General features: G+C 60.4%; 14 protein-coding genes. 1 reads left to right on the top strand and 13 read right to left on the bottom strand.

Annotated features, from left to right (window positions below):
• Nucleotides 1-10: 10 nt before the first annotated feature.
• The 12 genes from AC07VI_RS13550 to AC07VI_RS13495 all read right to left on the bottom strand — a co-directional run bounded on the left by AC07VI_RS13550 (nt 11) and on the right by AC07VI_RS13495 (nt 13,998).
• Entirely contained in the window at nt 11-1,789 is a 1,779-nt protein-coding gene (locus AC07VI_RS13550; RefSeq protein WP_086144823.1) for a hypothetical protein, read from the bottom strand.
• Nucleotides 1,789-2,619 (bottom strand): hypothetical protein, encoded by an 831-nt coding sequence (locus AC07VI_RS13545; RefSeq protein ID WP_139842425.1) that lies wholly within the window; start codon nt 2,617-2,619, stop codon nt 1,789-1,791. Before AC07VI_RS13545 ends, AC07VI_RS13550 begins: the two co-directional genes overlap by 1 nt.
• Nucleotides 2,616-3,356, bottom strand: a complete 741-nt coding sequence (locus AC07VI_RS13540; protein WP_139842424.1) for a hypothetical protein — start codon at nt 3,354-3,356, stop codon at nt 2,616-2,618. Before AC07VI_RS13540 ends, AC07VI_RS13545 begins: the two co-directional genes overlap by 4 nt.
• Nucleotides 3,353-3,631, bottom strand: coding sequence for a hypothetical protein (locus tag AC07VI_RS13535; RefSeq protein ID WP_139842423.1), 279 nt, complete (start codon nt 3,629-3,631; stop codon nt 3,353-3,355). The genes AC07VI_RS13540 and AC07VI_RS13535 overlap by 4 nt, the downstream gene beginning before the upstream one ends.
• A complete protein-coding gene (locus AC07VI_RS13530) occupies nt 3,628-4,455 on the bottom strand; it encodes a hypothetical protein (RefSeq protein WP_139842422.1) in 828 nt (275 codons plus the stop codon). The genes AC07VI_RS13535 and AC07VI_RS13530 overlap by 4 nt, the downstream gene beginning before the upstream one ends.
• Before the next feature lie 8 nt (nt 4,456-4,463).
• Nucleotides 4,464-5,957, bottom strand: coding sequence for a hypothetical protein (locus AC07VI_RS13525; protein ID WP_226935915.1), 1,494 nt, complete (start codon nt 5,955-5,957; stop codon nt 4,464-4,466).
• A complete protein-coding gene (locus tag AC07VI_RS13520) occupies nt 5,954-10,495 on the bottom strand; it encodes a tape measure protein (protein ID WP_086144818.1) in 4,542 nt (1,513 codons plus the stop codon). Before AC07VI_RS13520 ends, AC07VI_RS13525 begins: the two co-directional genes overlap by 4 nt.
• A gap of 116 nt (nt 10,496-10,611) precedes the next feature.
• Entirely contained in the window at nt 10,612-10,947 is a 336-nt protein-coding gene (locus AC07VI_RS13515) for a phage tail assembly chaperone (protein ID WP_086144817.1), read from the bottom strand.
• An 8-nt stretch (nt 10,948-10,955) separates the two neighbouring features.
• On the bottom strand, nt 10,956-11,408 hold the full coding sequence (locus tag AC07VI_RS13510) for a hypothetical protein (protein ID WP_139842421.1): 453 nt from the start codon (nt 11,406-11,408) through the stop codon (nt 10,956-10,958).
• 75 nt (nt 11,409-11,483) lie between these two features.
• Nucleotides 11,484-12,689 (bottom strand): phage tail tube protein, encoded by a 1,206-nt coding sequence (locus AC07VI_RS13505; protein WP_139842420.1) that lies wholly within the window; start codon nt 12,687-12,689, stop codon nt 11,484-11,486.
• Between the two features lie 331 nt (nt 12,690-13,020).
• Entirely contained in the window at nt 13,021-13,563 is a 543-nt protein-coding gene (locus AC07VI_RS13500) for a DnaJ-like cysteine-rich domain-containing protein (protein ID WP_086144814.1), read from the bottom strand.
• Between the two features lie 18 nt (nt 13,564-13,581).
• Nucleotides 13,582-13,998 (bottom strand): FeoC-like transcriptional regulator, encoded by a 417-nt coding sequence (locus tag AC07VI_RS13495; RefSeq protein WP_139842419.1) that lies wholly within the window; start codon nt 13,996-13,998, stop codon nt 13,582-13,584.
• Nucleotides 13,999-14,147: 149 nt separating this feature from the next.
• Here AC07VI_RS13495 and AC07VI_RS13490 point away from each other — a divergent pair, with 149 nt between their 5' ends.
• Nucleotides 14,148-14,861 carry a S24 family peptidase gene (locus tag AC07VI_RS13490; protein ID WP_086144876.1) on the top strand — a complete coding sequence of 238 codons (714 nt, stop codon included), beginning with the start codon at nt 14,148-14,150 and terminating at the stop codon, nt 14,859-14,861.
• A gap of 41 nt (nt 14,862-14,902) precedes the next feature.
• On the opposite strand, the gene AC07VI_RS13485 is transcribed toward AC07VI_RS13490, so the two are convergent.
• Entirely contained in the window at nt 14,903-16,789 is a 1,887-nt protein-coding gene (locus tag AC07VI_RS13485; protein ID WP_086144812.1) for a propionate--CoA ligase, read from the bottom strand.
• Nucleotides 16,790-16,908: the final 119 nt, after the last annotated feature.

The following is a 16,908-nucleotide window of genomic DNA, read 5'->3' as shown; positions in this document are numbered from 1 at the left end:
TCTCCTAATCTTAAATTTCGGCGATGGCTTCCCAGTTACCTTGGATATTGTACTGACGAGCCGAGGTATTGGACTTTACTTTCATGTACTTATTGGTAATTTCTCCGGCTTGTCCCAAAAAGCCCTGGACACCCCCTTGAGCTGCCGTACCTTGGCATGCCCAGCTGTACGGATTGCCCACATAGCCCCGCATATTGATCGTCGGAGTAGCACGCATAGGGATAGGAAACTTAACCGTATGACGGCCGTTATTTTCCAGAGAATCTACAGCTTCGCCTCCCGATAAAATTAACCCAAGCGCGTCAGTAGCAAGTACAGTTACATCTGCACCTTCAGGGAACGAATTGCAGTAGTAACGAATGCACAGACTCATTTCCTCTGCCATAGAGCGACGCGAGAATGGTGTTGCTGTGCCTACTTCAAACTGCACACCTGTGATCAGGAAGTTGCCATTATTAGCTAACATGTTTACAGCACCGGCTACACCTGTCATGTTGCCAGTAATCCAAGTACCTGTTACTGGACGTACAAAGTTAACCCCCGACCCCAAGTTAAAGCGCAGGTGCAGGCCTTGCATATTATTCGTGTTCATTGCACTTGCAAGGTCACCGGGGATAGAGACAGCGATTTTCGTCCATGTGTTCGCTACGGGAACCGAGAAAGAAAACACATAGCTTTTGTTTGCCAAAATGTTGTATAAAGCACCCGAATGTGAACCAGCGATGTTCGAGTAAACCCAAGCGGACAACGTGCAAGTTTTTGCACTGGCTGTGCCATATTGCAGGTCGGCTAAATGATTGCCCTCAATTACCTGCTGTAAGAGGTATGCCTCTATAGCCGAGGCAGAATAAGCGCCTTGAGCGCCCAAACCAAGGTAATTAGGGAAGCCGGGGGCACGAGTTGCCACATTGTAAAAATTAGGGCCATAGGCAACCTTACCTGCCACCGATGCATCGTAGTTCCAGCGATCCAAACCATAACCAATGAGATATGTGCCCGAATTAGGTACACCACGTTGATTGATACGCATATCGCCGTTGATGACACGATTCTGCATACCGCCGATGAACGAACCGTTAATACTGGCTAATTTAAAGTCCAGTGTGACATCACCGTTCTGCGATGCCTTTAAATCCAGCGCCGCTCTTTGCGTAATGCTGACTGGCTTGTCCATATCGGCCGTATTGTCGACGCTACCCAGGCCAACATCAACCTTGCTGCCTGACGTAGCCACCGCCGCAAACTGTGGCTTACCAGTAATGCTGCCCCAGGCCGGCACATACGAGCTAGGCTGCGCATCAGTAATGCCATAGCCAGCCAGCGTCGTCGCGCGCACCGCTTTTTTGGTATCCAATTCGGCCAGCGCGGCCTGCACATTCGTCGCAACGATGCCACCCGCCGGCGTGCTTGCAACTTGCGAGGCCACGTTGGTGGGTATCGTCATCCAGGCGCCAGCCTGAAATACGCGCAGGCAGCCGCCGTTCAGCACCGTGTCCCAGTAGGTCGCGCCGGCCAGCAGCGCTGCGCCAGCGTTGTCCGATGTCGGCGCCAGCGCTTTAGCACCGAGATAGCGCGCGTCGAGCGAAACAAACGCGGCGCTTGCGGATGCGGCCTGCGCGGATGCTTTAACTGCATCTGCGCTGGCGCTGGTAGCGGCCAGTCCCGCCGCTGCCGCACTGGCCGCAGCAGCAGCCGCATTGCGCGGAATATCCGCGACATCCTTAGCAAGCGCCAAGTCGTTGAGCTTGCGCACATAGTCCGTTTGCCCGGGATAAAAATTGGCTGGCATCAGATTTCCTCTACAGTAATGGATGTCGAATAACGTTCGAATTGCGGCGTGGTGACGGCAGCCGCATCGGGCAGCTTGCCGTATACCTGGTGATCCTGCTCCAGCAAGGGGTCGTCGGATTCCGGAAAGAGGCTGATGAAGACCGGACGCGACTTGCCATTGCCGCGCAAGATGGCCATCAACTTGCTGCGGTCGGGTGGCGACATGGCAGTCAGGCTCAGAGCCAGCTTGCGGCTGCGCGGTCCCACATTCGTCAGCAAATCACCGCCTTCATTGCGGTAATGCTGGCTGGCATCGTCGGCCGTCACCGAAGCACCATAGTCGGCATTGCTTTCAGGCGACCAGTACATGCCGGCGACAAGGCGCGACGCCTCAATGTAGCCGGCAGGATTGAGCGCGTCATCGATGTCAATTTCCAGCTTTTCCACCCAAGTCGGTGCAAACCAGATGCGCCCGTAGGCGCCGCCGCCATACGAAAAAGCGTTCACACCCAAGGGTTCCAGGCCCCAGTCCCAGGCACCCAGCGGCTGGTGTGCACAAGCCTGCACCGTGCCCGTGTCGAATGCGGGTGTCGAATCGCTCGCCAATACGTAGCCGCGCACACGCAAGGTGGCGGCCGAACTCAAGTTGCAAAATGGCAGCGCCACAGCGCCGATCAAAGCGGCTGAAGGGAAAACTGCGCGCAGGGTGGCGTTTGTGCCTGTCGACCGCCAAACTTCGGATTTAATGTCTGTCAACAAATTCGCTACGGTAAGCGCGCCAGACTGGCTTGATGCCGTGATGACGGTCTGGTCGGCCGCGTTGTGGTGGATGATGCGAAGATTTTTCATGGCAAATTAGCCCCCTCAATAATAAATAGTGGCCCAGGGCCATCGAAAATACTCTTGCTGTCCTCTTCCATATCAAGCATGCATCGAATTGCTGTTTTATTTCCCACTTTAATAAGTGTCTCGCTGACGCGATGCCAATATGAAAAAATCTCAATATGCAACATCGTATAAATACTCCATCGTTCACGAGTATTGAGAATTGCCGCATATCCTGGCATTCCAATCCCAACAGGTCGTCGCATTTCTGGAATACTAATTCCATTCTTCGCTGCAAAGCCATCACCAAACGCACGTGGAAAAAGAGGAGAATCTTGAGTAAAATCAGCAGATATACTACCGTCGTTCTCATCATGCAAAACTAGCCCTAATGGTGAAGCGCGCGATTTAGAAAAACCAAAAATCCATATATCAACTGGATACTGAGTATCAAATCCATATTCATCTGGATTTCCACCGCAATAGGCCTCGATCTCCCATACGCCTGGATTAGGGCTAGTCACACGATTAATGCCGACATGACGGCCAATTGGCATATCAAAGGCCACAAGTATCGGTCCTGTATGAAGGATTCGATAAATCGAATATCCTGCCACACGTCCAGGCTCCGCTGAAGGGACACGCCCAGCCGGTTGTACAATCGAATGCAAGGCAGCTTTGCCAATACAGTAAGGCAAACGTCCTTCTGAACTGACAACCAATTCTTGGCTCCCATTATTGATACGTAAGCGGATGCTCATTTAACAAAAAGCGCGACCGGCTCATCAATGCCAAACTGAAAAATAAATATTGGATAAAGACTCCCCTCATATCTATAGCCTCCGTCACTCATGGCATTACCACTTGGCCTGACGACGATTCCCGACAAACCGGGCCCCATCGTTGGGAATGAAAAAAATCGACCGCCTGTTGGCACATTATACAAACCCAAACATACTCCCCCTACCGCTAGGCGCGAATCAAATTTAATCCGTTGGGTTCCAGGTTCTCGAATAATCAATGCAAATTCTGTCATTTATATGGTACTCCTAACTCAATAACGGGCTTACCGTCAGAAAACAAATAGAAACCTTTCGGCGTAAGTTCCATTCGCTCATTGCCTTGGGACCTTAACAAAAACGTACCATCCGCATTAATAGCCACATTCCCATTTTCCGACTTGCAGGTATCGCTGAACGTCAACGCCCCCGTCTTGGTCGAAATCGCCTCCAGCGAGCCAAACTTGGCATAGCTCTGGAAAGGAGTCGTCCACACAGTCTGGTTGGTTACCGGATCGTAGTTGCCGCTGGACTGGAACCACACCTGCCGTTCCGCCGGGGCGCCATTGATGGCCGCGCCCCAGGGGCGCGTCTCGCCCCAGGTACCCACGGGGGGATAAGCGTCGCCCTGCACCGTCACGCTGGCCGGATTGAAGGCCAGCGCATAGCCGTCGATCAGCGTGAAGCACTGGCGCGCTGACTTGCCGCTGCTGCCATTCGATCCAGGCACGCCATTCACGCCGTCCTGCACCTTGTTGACGATCTGCTGCGCCGTGAACGTCACGCCGCTGTCGTGCAGCAAAGTGGCGGTCACGGTGACCTGCTGCACCGACATGGCGCTATAGGCCAGGCTACGCGTGTTACCGCTACCGCTCAGGACGCCGCCAGCGCTGCAGCTCCATTGCACGGTGCCGGGCAAATTGATTTGCGTGGCCTTGAAATTGATGGCGGCCGGCGAGCCGGCGCCGCTGGTGCTGACGTGGAACACGGGCGTGTCCACCGTCAGCAGCAGCGCGGCCCCCGCTTCCGGCGCCGTCAGCCGTGGCGACGTTGCCTGCAACAGCACGTCACGGTCATTCATGATGGTACTCATACGACAAACCCCACTTTCACATGTCCAGTCAACCAATCCGGGGCCAGTGATACAACCTGCCCCGCCACGCCGTTTTCCATGCCAAAGCGTGGATGCGTGACTGTCACGGCCTGTCCCAATTCCAGCGCCAGCATCTCCGCCGTGCCGTCGAATTCGTAAACCATGCGCGGCACGCGGCCAATCGCCAGGCGGCGCTGCGCCTCTGCCTCGGCATCGACGCGGCGCAGCAGCATGGTGTCCTGCTGCAGCGGTTCCGCGTCGAGCCGGTAGGCCGCCTGTATCGCACTGTCCACAAGGGTGGCCGTCAGCCACTCCGTTTCAAACAAATCCTTGTGCTGGACTGGGATACCTGTCAACAAACCCGTTTGCACGGTCCAGTTCTTGCAGAAGCCCAGCTTGACGGATGCCATCGGCGCGCTGCGGCTGACTGGCGTCAGGCTGCCCGCCACCATGTGCTTCGGCCCTACCTGCGTCGGCGAGCCGGCGGGAGGCAGGCTAAGTTGCAGCAGCCGCAGCTGCCCCAGGCGGGACATCACCAGCTGCGCACCCAAGCTGGACGCCAGCATCTGGCAGGCATTGAGCACATTCGTGCGGCCGGCCAGGAACAGGCCCACCGCTTGCGGATGCGCGGCATCAAACGCCGCCAGGTTGGCCGTATCGAGATCGCCATCGGCAAAGCGGTCGCCCACCTTGCCGTAACCTGTCGCCAGGCGCCGCACCAGCGCGGCCACCGTATTGGCATAGGCGCCAGGACGGTCGCCCTGCACAGTCACTGTAACTGTCCCGGCGGGTGGCGCCGCCAGGACGACGGTTCCCCTGGCCTTGTCAGCCGTGATTCGCACCGGCAACCCGTTGTCGCGCACTTCGATGATCCCTTCGATGGCGCCGTCATGCACTTGGTACTGAAGCAAGGCCGGATCGGCCAGCAGCGGCGTGATGTTGTGCACCTCGCCAAAAACCAGCGGCAGCACGGCGTCCTTGTTCGGCGTCGCGCCCCCCAGCTTGGCCTCGCTGACAGGCGTATTCAGGCGTTGCAGCTTGTCGCGCAGTTTCAGGGCCAGCTTGTCGCGGCCTTTCGGCGCGACGTCGGCCACCACGCCATTGAAGATCATGCGAAAGTCGCTGCGGCGCCAGCGCGGATCGCCGATCCAGGCACGAATCGGACGGTTCATCCACACGTCATCGAGCCAGGCATCACGGATGCCGGACGGATTGTGGATCTCGATGTCGCCCGCCGACAGACTGGCCTCGCCGCCCAGCGACAGCTGTTCGGTGAACTGCATGCCCGTCGAGACGATGGACTGGTACGCCAGGTTCGGCGGCGTGTCATCGGGCGACGTGACATACGCACCCGTGCTCAGGAAGCGGGTGCGCTCCTGGCCACCGCTGTACACGGCCACCTCGATCAGCACCAGACGGCGCGCCGAGGGATTGCGCAGCCACGCGGTGAACTGCGCGTCGCCCATGGCCCCATTCAAGGTTTCGTTCATACTATGCTCGCTTTCGATTGACTGGCCCAAACTGAGGCACGGGCCGCTTCCGACGCGCCGGCCGACACCTTGTCGGCGGCGCGTTCATTGGCGTCGTAATTGCTGCTGATGATGGCGCCCGTCTGCTGGTCCTGATCGGCGCGCAGCTGGCGCACTTCCTCGCGCAAGCCCTTGATCTCTGCCACCAGCGCTTCGTTGACGCCATCGCCGGCACTGAAATAGCGCTGCATCGCTTGCGCCGCCGGCGCGTCGACCACCACCTCGTCAACGGCGGCAAGCGGCATGCCGAAAGCGGATGCGAACTGCATCCCGCCTGTAATATCGACGTTGCCACCTGCCCGCAATGCAGCGCCCAGCGCATCGACCGCTTCCTGGATGCCCACCGCCGTCTTGTTTAGATTGATCAACTGCCCTACCTGCGTGTCGAGGGCCGTCAACTGCTTCTGCGCATCGCTCATCTGCGTGCCGGCAATCGCCGCCAGAGCCGCCAGGTCAGCCTGCACCCGCGCCGCATCGGCCGCATAGGCGTCGCTCGACGATTTGACTACCTGGTTCGCCGTCAAGTACGCCGTGGCCACCGCCGTCAGCGCCGATTGCGCCGCCGCATCGCCCGTCTTCGCCTTGGCCAGCGTTTCCTCATATTGGCGCTGCGCCTCAGCCATTTTCTGCATCGGCGTCAGGGTCGACAAGCTGCCCAGCAGCAGGGAATCCTTGAAAGAGCGGATGCCATCGCCGAAGGTTTTCAGGCGGTCGATGGTGGATTTGAGGGCGGAGGACTCCGTCTCGTAGGCGCTGGTGATGTCTTGCCGCGCCTGCAGCTGGTCATATAGCGCCTGGTTGGAAGCATCGACCGAAGTACGCTCGCGGGCACGCAATTGCGCCGACGTCATCGTCATCTGGTCAAGTTTTTCCTGGATGCTCTTACGCTCGTCGGCGATACCCTGCTCCGATTTGGTCAGGTCTTCCGTCGCCGCATGCGTCTTCGCAAACGCATCGGCCAGCGCCATCAGGCCCGCATACTGCTCGGCGCCCGTCTTGGTGGCCAATGCGCCGGAATTGACCAGTTGCAAGACCGTGTCCTTGAACTGCGCGCGCGTGGTCACGCTGGCATAGCCCAGGGCGGCCATCTGTTCCGTCACGTGTTTTTGCACGGGCGCCAGGCGCTCGGCTTCGGTCAGGTAATTTTCGGCAAAGAACGCAGTCCGATTGCCCAGTGCCTCAACGCCGCCGGCAGCCTTGACCAATTGCTCGCGCGCCGCCAGGGATGCCACGCCGACGGCGCCAAATGCCTGCTGCGAAGTGCTGCCCAAGGTTGCCAGCACGGCGTCAACAGTGGCATAACTACCCGCCAGGCGCTGCAGCGCAGCGCTCGCCGACTCGCCTTTCAATTTGAGCTGCGACAAGGAAGGAACCAATTCCATGGCCATGGCATCGCCGACGCCGGTAAAGAAGTCGGCAATGGCTTTCTGATTGGTCGCATCGTCCTTGGTCATGACAATATTGAGCGACTGCGTGCGCGTGGCCAGGCCATCCGTATTCACGCCCAGTGTGCTGGCGAACGTGCCCGTCACCGCCTTCATCTGCGCGTACGTATCGCCTAGCGATGCGGCCAGCTCGGCATCAACTTCATAGTGGTCGGTACCCTTTTTATTCTTGCGGAAAAGACCGCCTTTCTGGGTCCAGTTCGAATAACTCTCGCCCGTAAAGCCATCGACACCGAGACTGCCGGAAATACCTGCGCTGCTGACCTTTTTCTCTCCCATGCCGAACAGGCGATTCGCGGCGCCTCCCAGCAAGCCGCCAACCAGGGCGCCCATAGCAGTACCTACCACCGGGAAAATGCTGCCAACGACAGTCCCGATCGCCGTGCCAGCATTGACGATGCCATTGCGGCCATATTCACCCGAAATCATCTTGCCGCCGTACACGCCACCCATGACGCCGGCGGAAACGCTTGCCGCCGCGCCCGCACCGGTGGCAAATGCGCCATTGGCCCCGGCTGTGTACGGAGTGCCTTGCAGCATGCTCATGCCACGCTGCACGCCATTGGCTACCGAAGTACCAATACCGGAAAGTCCGTTCGACAGCGATTCATAGATGCCTTTCGCCGAACTCAAAAGCGACTGGATACCCCCGCCATTGGCCAAACTGCCATGCGCTTGCGCCGCACCCGGATTCAGAAACGAGGCAAAGCCGGCCGCAATGGGAGACATGATCGGTTGCAGCACGAGGTTGTTGAACATGCTCTTCAACTTGTCCTTGAACATCGTCGCCAGGTTCTTGCCGCCTTCGAAGCCGTTCATGAAGGCGTCAGTCAGCGATTTTTCGATATCCTTGGCGCTGGCGGCCCAGTCATCCGAGGCCTTCTTGGCCGCAGCGGCAGACGCTTCCTTGGCGGCCAGTTCTTCCGTCGCCGTCATGCTGCGCTGCTTGGCATCGATCAAGGCATTCAAATACTCGATCTGCGCCGCATTTTCCTTGCCCACCGCCAGCGCGGCGCGCTGTTCCTTCAACAACGCCATTTCATTTTGCGCGATAGCGGTCTTGCTCATGCCATACACCGCTACCAGCTTTTCGCCAGCCTCCGCTTCCTTGACGGCATCGGCAACGGCCTGCGTCCGCGTATCGGACAGCGCTTTCGCGTCCGCCTGCGCCTGCTCCGACACTGCCTTGGCTTTCTTGTCCACCTCGATCTCATCGAGGCGAGTTTGTATCACTTTGCGTGCAACCTCGAATCCCGCCTGCTGTGCTGCGGTCACCTTTTTCGTCCGATCCGCCAGGAGTTCCTTCAACCGATAATCGAACTGTTGCGCCTCGTTCATCTCGGCATAGCCGGCAACTTCGCGCTTCAGGTCGCGGGCCTTGCCGCGCATGTCATCCATCATGGCTTCGAAAGGCGTTGGCGGAGCGGGAAGTGATGGCGCGCCTGTACCAGTTCCGCTCGTCGGTTTACCCGACGCGCCTTGCTGCTCAAGCTGCTTGAGCTTGCCCTGCAGCGCATCGAATTCGGCTTGCAGCCTTGCCATGTTGCTGTCCCGCGCCGCCTTGTCCAGGGACTGGTATTTTCCAGTGCGATTGCGCACCGCATCCATCTCCGTCGATATCTCTGCCATGCGCTCGCCAGCCGGGGTATCCAATCCCTTTTCCGACACGCCCAGCTTTGCCAGCTCATTGCGCTTTGCCAGCTGGACCATCTGTTTGTCGAGTTCAGCAATAATATCCTTGGTACTCTTGCGCATGGGTTCTACGGCTTTCTCCGCATTGTCCTTCGATGAATTCCCCCACATGGCCCAGGCAGTTGCACCCAAGCCCAACACCGTGACAATCAAGCCGATCGGGCCACCCAGGAATGCCAACGCACCGCGCAACACGCCAGCGGTGACGGACGCGGCACGCATTGCCGCCGTCTGCGCCACCAATGCAGCCGCATGGGCCTCGGTGGCAACTGCAGCGCGGGCCTGGGCCGGTATCAGGCCATTGGTGGTCAACGCCAGCGCCACGTCGGCCTGGCTGGCGCGTATCGTCGCTTGCAATTCAGCCACGCGCGCGGTCGCCAGTGCCGAGGTGGCGGCGGTCGCCGTCACGTCGGCATTCGCCGCCGCCAGGGTGGATGCAAGCAAGGCCCGGTTGGCTGTGACCTTGCTGTAAGTAGCCACTACGACGCCGGCAGCCCAGGTGGCAAACTTCGCGGTGGTCAGCGTTTCCAGCACGCCAACGACCAGGGTCAGGTTATTCGACAAAAATTCGAGACCGCTCGTCATCAGGCGCACGGCGCCGCTCGACTCCGCCTGCCTCGCCGTGAATTCCATCACGTTATTGCTCAGAACGGTAAAGCTGCCGCCAATAGTTTCGAACTGCACGGCTTCCTTGCGCAACTCGCCCAGCGCGTTCGGCAGCGCGATGGCCATCACATCGGCGGTGATCAATCCTGCGCCGGCAAACCCGGCAAGCGCTTCTTTCGACACGCCCAGACCGGCGGCCATTGCCGCCATGACTTCAGGGGCGGCCTGGCTGATGGCGTTAAATTGCTGACTGTTCAGAGCGCCATCGGCGAAGGCATCGGACAGCCCCTTGAAAGCGGTAGCGGAATCGGCCGCGGAGGCGCCGCTGATCTTGACGCCAAGATTGAGCGCCTCGGTGATACCGGCCACTTCGGCCTGGCTGATGCCCAATTTCTTGGTCGCATCGTTCATTTGGGTATACAGACCCGCCGTAGCGGCGAGATCCGTTTGTCCCGAGGCGGCAATACGCTTGACATTGTCGTACGCCTCGCCATATTCCTGCGTAGAGCTGGTCGACATGCGCAGTTGCGCTGTCAATTTCGTATATTCATCAGTTAATTTAACGATCTGGCCGATATTGTTGGAAATACCCAGGCTGGAGAGTATCTCCGTGTACTTTTTCGTGACATCTTCGAGTTTCAGAGTCGACTTGGCGGCCTTCTCGCTGGCCTCGCGCATGCGTTCCAGGTCATCTGCCGCGATGCGCACATTGAGCGTATCAATGCGTATCTGTAGTGTTGCAATATCAACGGTCATAATTTACCCATAAAAAAAGCCACCGAAGGGTGGCAATGCAAATCGAGGCCCCCCTGGCGATGACAGTTGTGTTTTTGGCGTCACCTCTGCTATAGATAGGCCGGGTAAAGGCCAGCCTAATGAGAACTGTTTTGATGGGCCATGTAGGCCGCGTCAAGCTGATCGACCAGCTCTTCTTCCCATACCGCCAGGCGTATGCGGTGTCGCAACTGCCAAGCCAGGATATCGAGGCTGCTCAAGGGATTGACCGCCATGCCGTTTTGCCGCTTGCGGCTCATCTGCACGAAAAACTGCCACACGTGCGCCAGTTCAAACGGCAGTTGCGCGCAAACGGGAGCCTGCGGCTCCCGGTAGAGTGGATGACGCTTCGCGGCATCCAGGTGCTCGCCTTTCGCATTGCCATCAGCCGCCTTCGCCGAACGCTCAAACTGTTCGTCGGCAAAGAGCAGCAAGGCGGCGGCTAGACCGTCAAAAAATTGCCGTCCGCCTCGAGCGCAGCCAGCACTTTTTCCTGCCAGGACGGCATTTTTTCAAAAATCGCCTTCAGCAAAGCCGGGGACGGTTGTACCGGCACGCCCTTGTCGACGAAACCAGGCATGCCCACCACCACCGCGATGGCGATCTTCATGCTGCGGTTTTCCGCCAAGTCATACAGTTCCGCAGCGCCTTCGTCGGTCTTCGCGTCGATCTGCTTGCTTTTTTGCACCGAGCGCTTGATCGCCACCACCGACGTTTCGCGGATCACGGCACGGTACTGGTCGGAATTTTTGCCGACGATTTCAAAGCCCGCCTTGTGCGCACCATCTTCGTCGAACAAGACCGACACCAGGTGCACCTGGTCCACAGTCTTGTTACCGTCATTCAGCAGGGAGATATCAAAACCAGCCGAGGCGATCATTTGTGCGTTGTTCATGTGTATTTTCTTTCTTGATAAAGGTAAAAAGTAAAAGGCCGCCCTCACGGCGGCCCCGGGTCAAGCGTCAGCCGCTTACAGCGCGCTGTCCTGGATGGTCAGGGTGGTCGCTTCATGCTGCGCATCGGCGCCCTTGTAGCGCAGGACGTCGAAGGCGCAGGTGACGATCTTGTTTTTCTCGCCGTCGTCGATCTTGGCCGACGTGATCTTGATGCGGCCCATGGCCAGCGCCAGCACGTCGGCGGTTGGCGCCGTGCCCGACGCCATGGCGTAGGCCAGCGGGATTTCCGTCTCGGACTTGAAGTAGTCGAGGTAGGTGGCGTCCTGCAGCAGCACCGTGAACTGGCCCGAGCCCATGACCTTGCCGCGCGAGGCGGCCGTGGCGTACTTCGAGCCGATCACCGGGTCGACCTTGACCTGGCCGTCGAGCGAAACGGACATGCCGGTGCAGATCTGCGACGGGATGCCGTTCACGGACAGCATCGCCGTGGCGCCCGAAAACTTGCCGGCGCCAGGCGCGGCCAGCGGCGTGGGGAAGTACGGCACGGCCGTGGTCGGGCCTTCCGCCTTGCCCATCAGGGTGAAGTCCAGGCTCGTGATGCCGTTCGGCTGCACGGCGATATCCATCTTGCTGACCAGCTGGTCGACGAAGCTGCGGTGCACGCCGATCTTCGGGTCCTGCACTTCGGCCGTGAACCAGTCGGTGGTGTGGCCACTCAAAGGGGTGAAGCTGCGCTTGCCCACCGCCGCCACGCCGACCGAGTCGCCGGCCGCCTTGACGATCATGGCCGAACCATCCATGAACTGGCCATTCAGGTTGGTCGCCGTCACCGACGTGACGAAGAAGTTCTTCGCGTTGTTGGCGGCGGCCGGTGCCGTCATGCCGGTGATGCGCACCACGCTGCCGGCGCGGAAACCCTCGGCCAGCCAGGAACCGGCGCTGCGCGTCAGGCCGGAGGCGGCGGCAGCGATGGTGGTTTGCGCGGCAGCGACGCCGCCAGCCGTGAAGTCGCGGCGCAGCAGCGCTGCCATCAGCGGCGCGTAGGTGCCGCACGCCGCTTCGGCCTTGATGGCGCCCGTGGTGCGGAAATTGCCCAGGCGGGTATCGCCCTGCTGCTGGCTGGCGTCGATTTCGGCGCTCGCGTATTTGTCCGCTTCCGTGTCGAAGGTGGCCGTGACGCGGGGATAAATCTGACCGCCGCCGGCTGCGGCCTTGCTGCCTTCGGCGCTTTGTTTGCTGATAACGATCAAGCTGTCAATGCCGTTTGCTGTCGATGCCATAAGTAATACCTTTCGTGGGATGAAAAAAAGACCACAGCTGTGGTCTTGAGGGGGGGGAACTGCCAAGTATCGGGAAAATAAAAAGCCCGCGCGGTGAGGCGGCGGGCTGGCGTCCGGAAGGCGCGAGGCCGTGCCGGACGGAATGGGCGAAGGGGGCCATGAAGGCGGTTCGCTGCGCTGATTTCCCCTATCGGTGTCGCGCCAGAGGCGCGTCTATTACGAGTGGAGAAGCATGTGGTCCTGCGGTGTTGCCGGTATTGCTGTTGCTGCGTGATCGAGACTCTATTGTAGGGGCATTTTTTTCAGCGTCAGGCATATTGCAAAAAACTTTTCAGTGACCCAGACGGCGCATGGCGCGGGCCCCGTGCGACTGGAAGATGCCTTCCAGCTCGCTGACCATATCCTTGATGCGTTCGAGCTCGAAGCCGCCGGAGCAGCAGATGGCCGCTTCGCCGGCACCGTGGCACGCCTTGCAGACGACCGGCGCTCCGGCCTGCATGGCGGCGACGACGCCCGTGCCGTGGCAGACCTTGCATTTGCTGTCAAGCCAATGCGCGAGCGACGCTTCGGCCACGCGGCGATACAAGGTATTGGCGGCCTGCGCATCCCAGGCCGTGTGCGCCTTGACCCAGCGCCGCGCCCGGCCCTTCTGCGTCACGGCCGCAGTCCAGGCGCGCAGCAGCTGCGCCAGATTGCCCGCATTGCCTTCGAACAGGCGGCTGACGGTGCCGTCCGCGTACTTGACACGGCACAGCAAGGCGCCCATGTCGCCGGCCAGCGCGGCCGCCGCGATCACGTCCAGGTCGTGGTGGACCGCATCGTCGCGCAGGTTCTGCGAGGACAGCGATGCGATGAATTTTTCTGCAAATCCCATGATTTCTCCTCGTTGATACTAATCGTTATTCCGTGCCGGCCCGAACAGCGCCGCCACCAGCGGATCGCGGCGCGCCGCACCGCGTGGCCAGCTGGCCGTGCGGCGCACCTGCGGCGGCAGTTGGGCCCAGCCGTCGACCTCGTCGTCCTGCTCCCCCAGCGCATACAAGGCCGGCCGCTGGCGCCCCGGCTCCGTGCAGTGGCGTTGCGCCAGGTGGATCTGTCCCATGCCGCACATGTGGCGCAAATAGCGGCTCATGGTGCCCGCGTCGAGTCCCAGCAGGGCGGACAGCTGCGCCGCGCTGGCCTGGCCCTGCTCGCCGACGTACTGCACGATGCGGGCGATATGCAGCTGCGCCTTCTTGCTGCGTCCCTGTAACTGGCGCGGCGTGCGCGCCGCCGCCCTGTCCACACTTTCCTGACTACTGTTCAACATCTGCCTGACCTCCCGTGGTGGTGCCAGCCGGCAGACGCTGTAGTGCGTTTGCGACAGGCAACGAGTGGACTTTATCAATCGCTAATGTTAAAGTCAAGCATTTGGTAATTTATCAAACGGTAAATTTCAGGTTTAATGTGGAGATGAATATGTATCAATACAGACGCGACCGCCTGTTGGCCCTGATCCGCGAGCACTACGACAACACGCGCAAGAAAATTTCCGACGCCAGCGGCTGGAGCGAGGCGCGCATTTCGCAAATCCTCTCGCCCACCTACCGCGAGGGCCGCGCCTTCAGCGAAAAGATCGCGCGCAAGCTGGAAGCGGACCTGCGGCTGGACGGCATGTATTTCGATCAGGGCGCGGCGCCCGACCAGGCGGCCATGGCGGCGCGCGCGCTGGCCGGCGTGCAGCCCGTCATCGTGGACGATGGCGAAGATGAGCGCTTCTACCCGATCCGCAAGGTGAAGCTGCGCCTGTCGGCCGGCATCACGGGCTTTGCCATCGAACCGGAAACGCACGACGGCAGCACCATCAGCGTGCCGCGCAGCTGGGTCGAGCGCAATGGCTACCACCCGGAGAAACTGGTGGCGATCAAGGTCAAGGGCGAAAGCATGGAGCCGGCCCTGTACGAGGACGACGTGGTGATCATCAACACGGCCGACAGCCGCCCGGCCGACGGCGTGGTATTTGCCATCAACTACGAAGGCGAGCCGGTGGTCAAGCGCCTGGCGCGCGATATCGGCGAATGGTGGCTGACGTCGGACAACCCGGACCAGCGCAAATACCACCGCAAGCTATGCCGCGGCAATGAATGCCTGATCGTCGGGCGCGTCGTGCGCAAGGAAAGCGACCGGATTTAGCCGGAGTTTACCGAACGATAAACTCCGGTTGTTCCTGGCGCTTAAGCCAGGGCTGCGGCGATCTGCTGCAGCGACGCAGGATCTTCGATCGACGTCAGGTCGCCCGGACTGCGTCCTTCGCAGATGGCCTGGATCGAGCGGCGCAGCAGCTTGCCCGACCGCGTCTTCGGCAGCTGCGCGACGAACAGCACGCGCGCGGGCCGCGCCACGGCGCCCAGCTGCCGGTCGACGACCGCCATCACCTCGCGCTCCAGGGCCGCTTTCGCGTCAACGCTGTCGATGCCCTGCGGATTCTTCAGGATCACGAAAGCCATCGCCACCTGTCCCTTGAGCTTGTCCTCCATGCCCACCACGGCCACTTCCGACACGTTCGGATGGCTGGAGATGCTTTCCTCGATTTCGCGCGTGCCCAGGCGGTGGCCGGCCACGTTGATCACGTCGTCCGTGCGCCCCAGGATGAAGTAATAGCCATCGGCGTCGCGCATGCCCCAGTCGAAGGTGGAATACACCTGGCGCTCGCCGAAGGTGGACCAGTAGGTGTCGACAAAGCGCGCGTCGTCGCCATACACTGTCTGCATGCAGCCGGGCGGCAGCGGACCTTCCAGCACCAGCACGCCCTTCTCGTTGGCGCCGCACTCCTCGCCCGTCGCCTCATTGAGCAGCCTGACCTGGTAGCCGTACATGGCCAGGCCGGGGCTGCCCAGGCGCGTCGGGGTGTCGGCCACGCCTTTCGCCACCGACAAAATCGGCCAGCCCGTCTCCGTCTGCCAGTAGTTGTCGATGATGTCCACTTTCAGTTCGTCGGCGATCCACTGCGACGTGGTTTCGTCAAGCGGCTCGCCCGCCAGGTACAGCGCTTTCAATGACGACAGGTCATACTTGCGCATCAGCTCCACCGGATGCTTGCGCAGCACGCGGATGGCAGTGGGCGCCGAAAACATGCGCGTGACCTTGTATTTTTCAACGATGCTCCACCAGACGCCCGCATCTGGACAAATGGGCAAACCCTCGTACAGGATGGTGGCCATGCCGGCGATCAGCGGGCCGTACACGATGTAGGAATGGCCCACTACCCAGCCGATATCCGAGGTGGCAAAGAAGGTTTCGCCGGGCTTGCCGCAGAATGTGTACTGCATCGACGCCGCCAGCGCCACGGCGTAGCCGCCCACGTCGCGCTGCACGCCCTTGGGTTTGCCCGTCGTGCCCGAGGTGTACAGCACATACGAGGGCTCGTTCGATTCGAGCCAGGCGACGGGCACCTGCGCGCCCAGGTGCTGCTCGCGCAGGGCCGCGTAATCGACGTCGCGCCCCTGCGTCAGTTGCATCGGCACCAGATGCCGGTCGACCAGCAGCACATGCCGCGGCTGGTGCGCGGACAAGCGGATCGCTTCGTCGAGCAGCGGCTTGTAGGCAATCGCCTTGCCGTTGCGCGAGCCGGCATCGGCGGAGACGACCAGCTTGGGCTGCGCGTCGTCGATGCGGCTGGCCAGGCTGTTGGCCGCAAAGCCGCCGAACACCACGGAATGCACGGCGCCGATGCGGGCGCAGGCGAGCATGGCGAACGCCGCCTCGGCGATCATCGGCATGTAGATCAGCACGCGGTCGCCCTTGACGACGCCCAGCGATTGCAGCATGGCGGCGCAGCGCTCCACTTCGCGCTGCAGCTCGCGAAAGCTGTAGCTGCGCTCCGTGTTCGTCTCGGTGGAAATGGCGATCAGCGCGGCGGCATCGCCCTGGCTGTCCACCCAGCGGTCGACGGCGTTATGGCACAAATTGGTGGTGCCGCCGACGAACCATTTGGCAAATGGCGGGCGCGAATAATCAAGCACTTGTGAAAACGGGGTATGCCAGGCGATCTTTGCCGCTTCCTCGCGCCAGAATGCTTCTGGCGTGTCGATCGAGCGCTGATAAAATGCTGCGAAATTCATGTCTCCTCCGGTAGGCTTGCAATCTGTTGTAGTTGCTGCTCGTTCCTGTTCTGCTGATCTTTTTCGCGCAAGCGCCCTCCGCACCGTGCCGGCACTGGCAGGGTAGGTATCGGCCGGGC

The sequence above is a fragment of the Janthinobacterium sp. GW821-FHT03A03 genome (assembly GCF_059421435.1).
The sequence above is the reverse complement of the archived record's forward strand: the minus strand, read 5'-3'. Positions and strand labels throughout refer to the sequence as shown.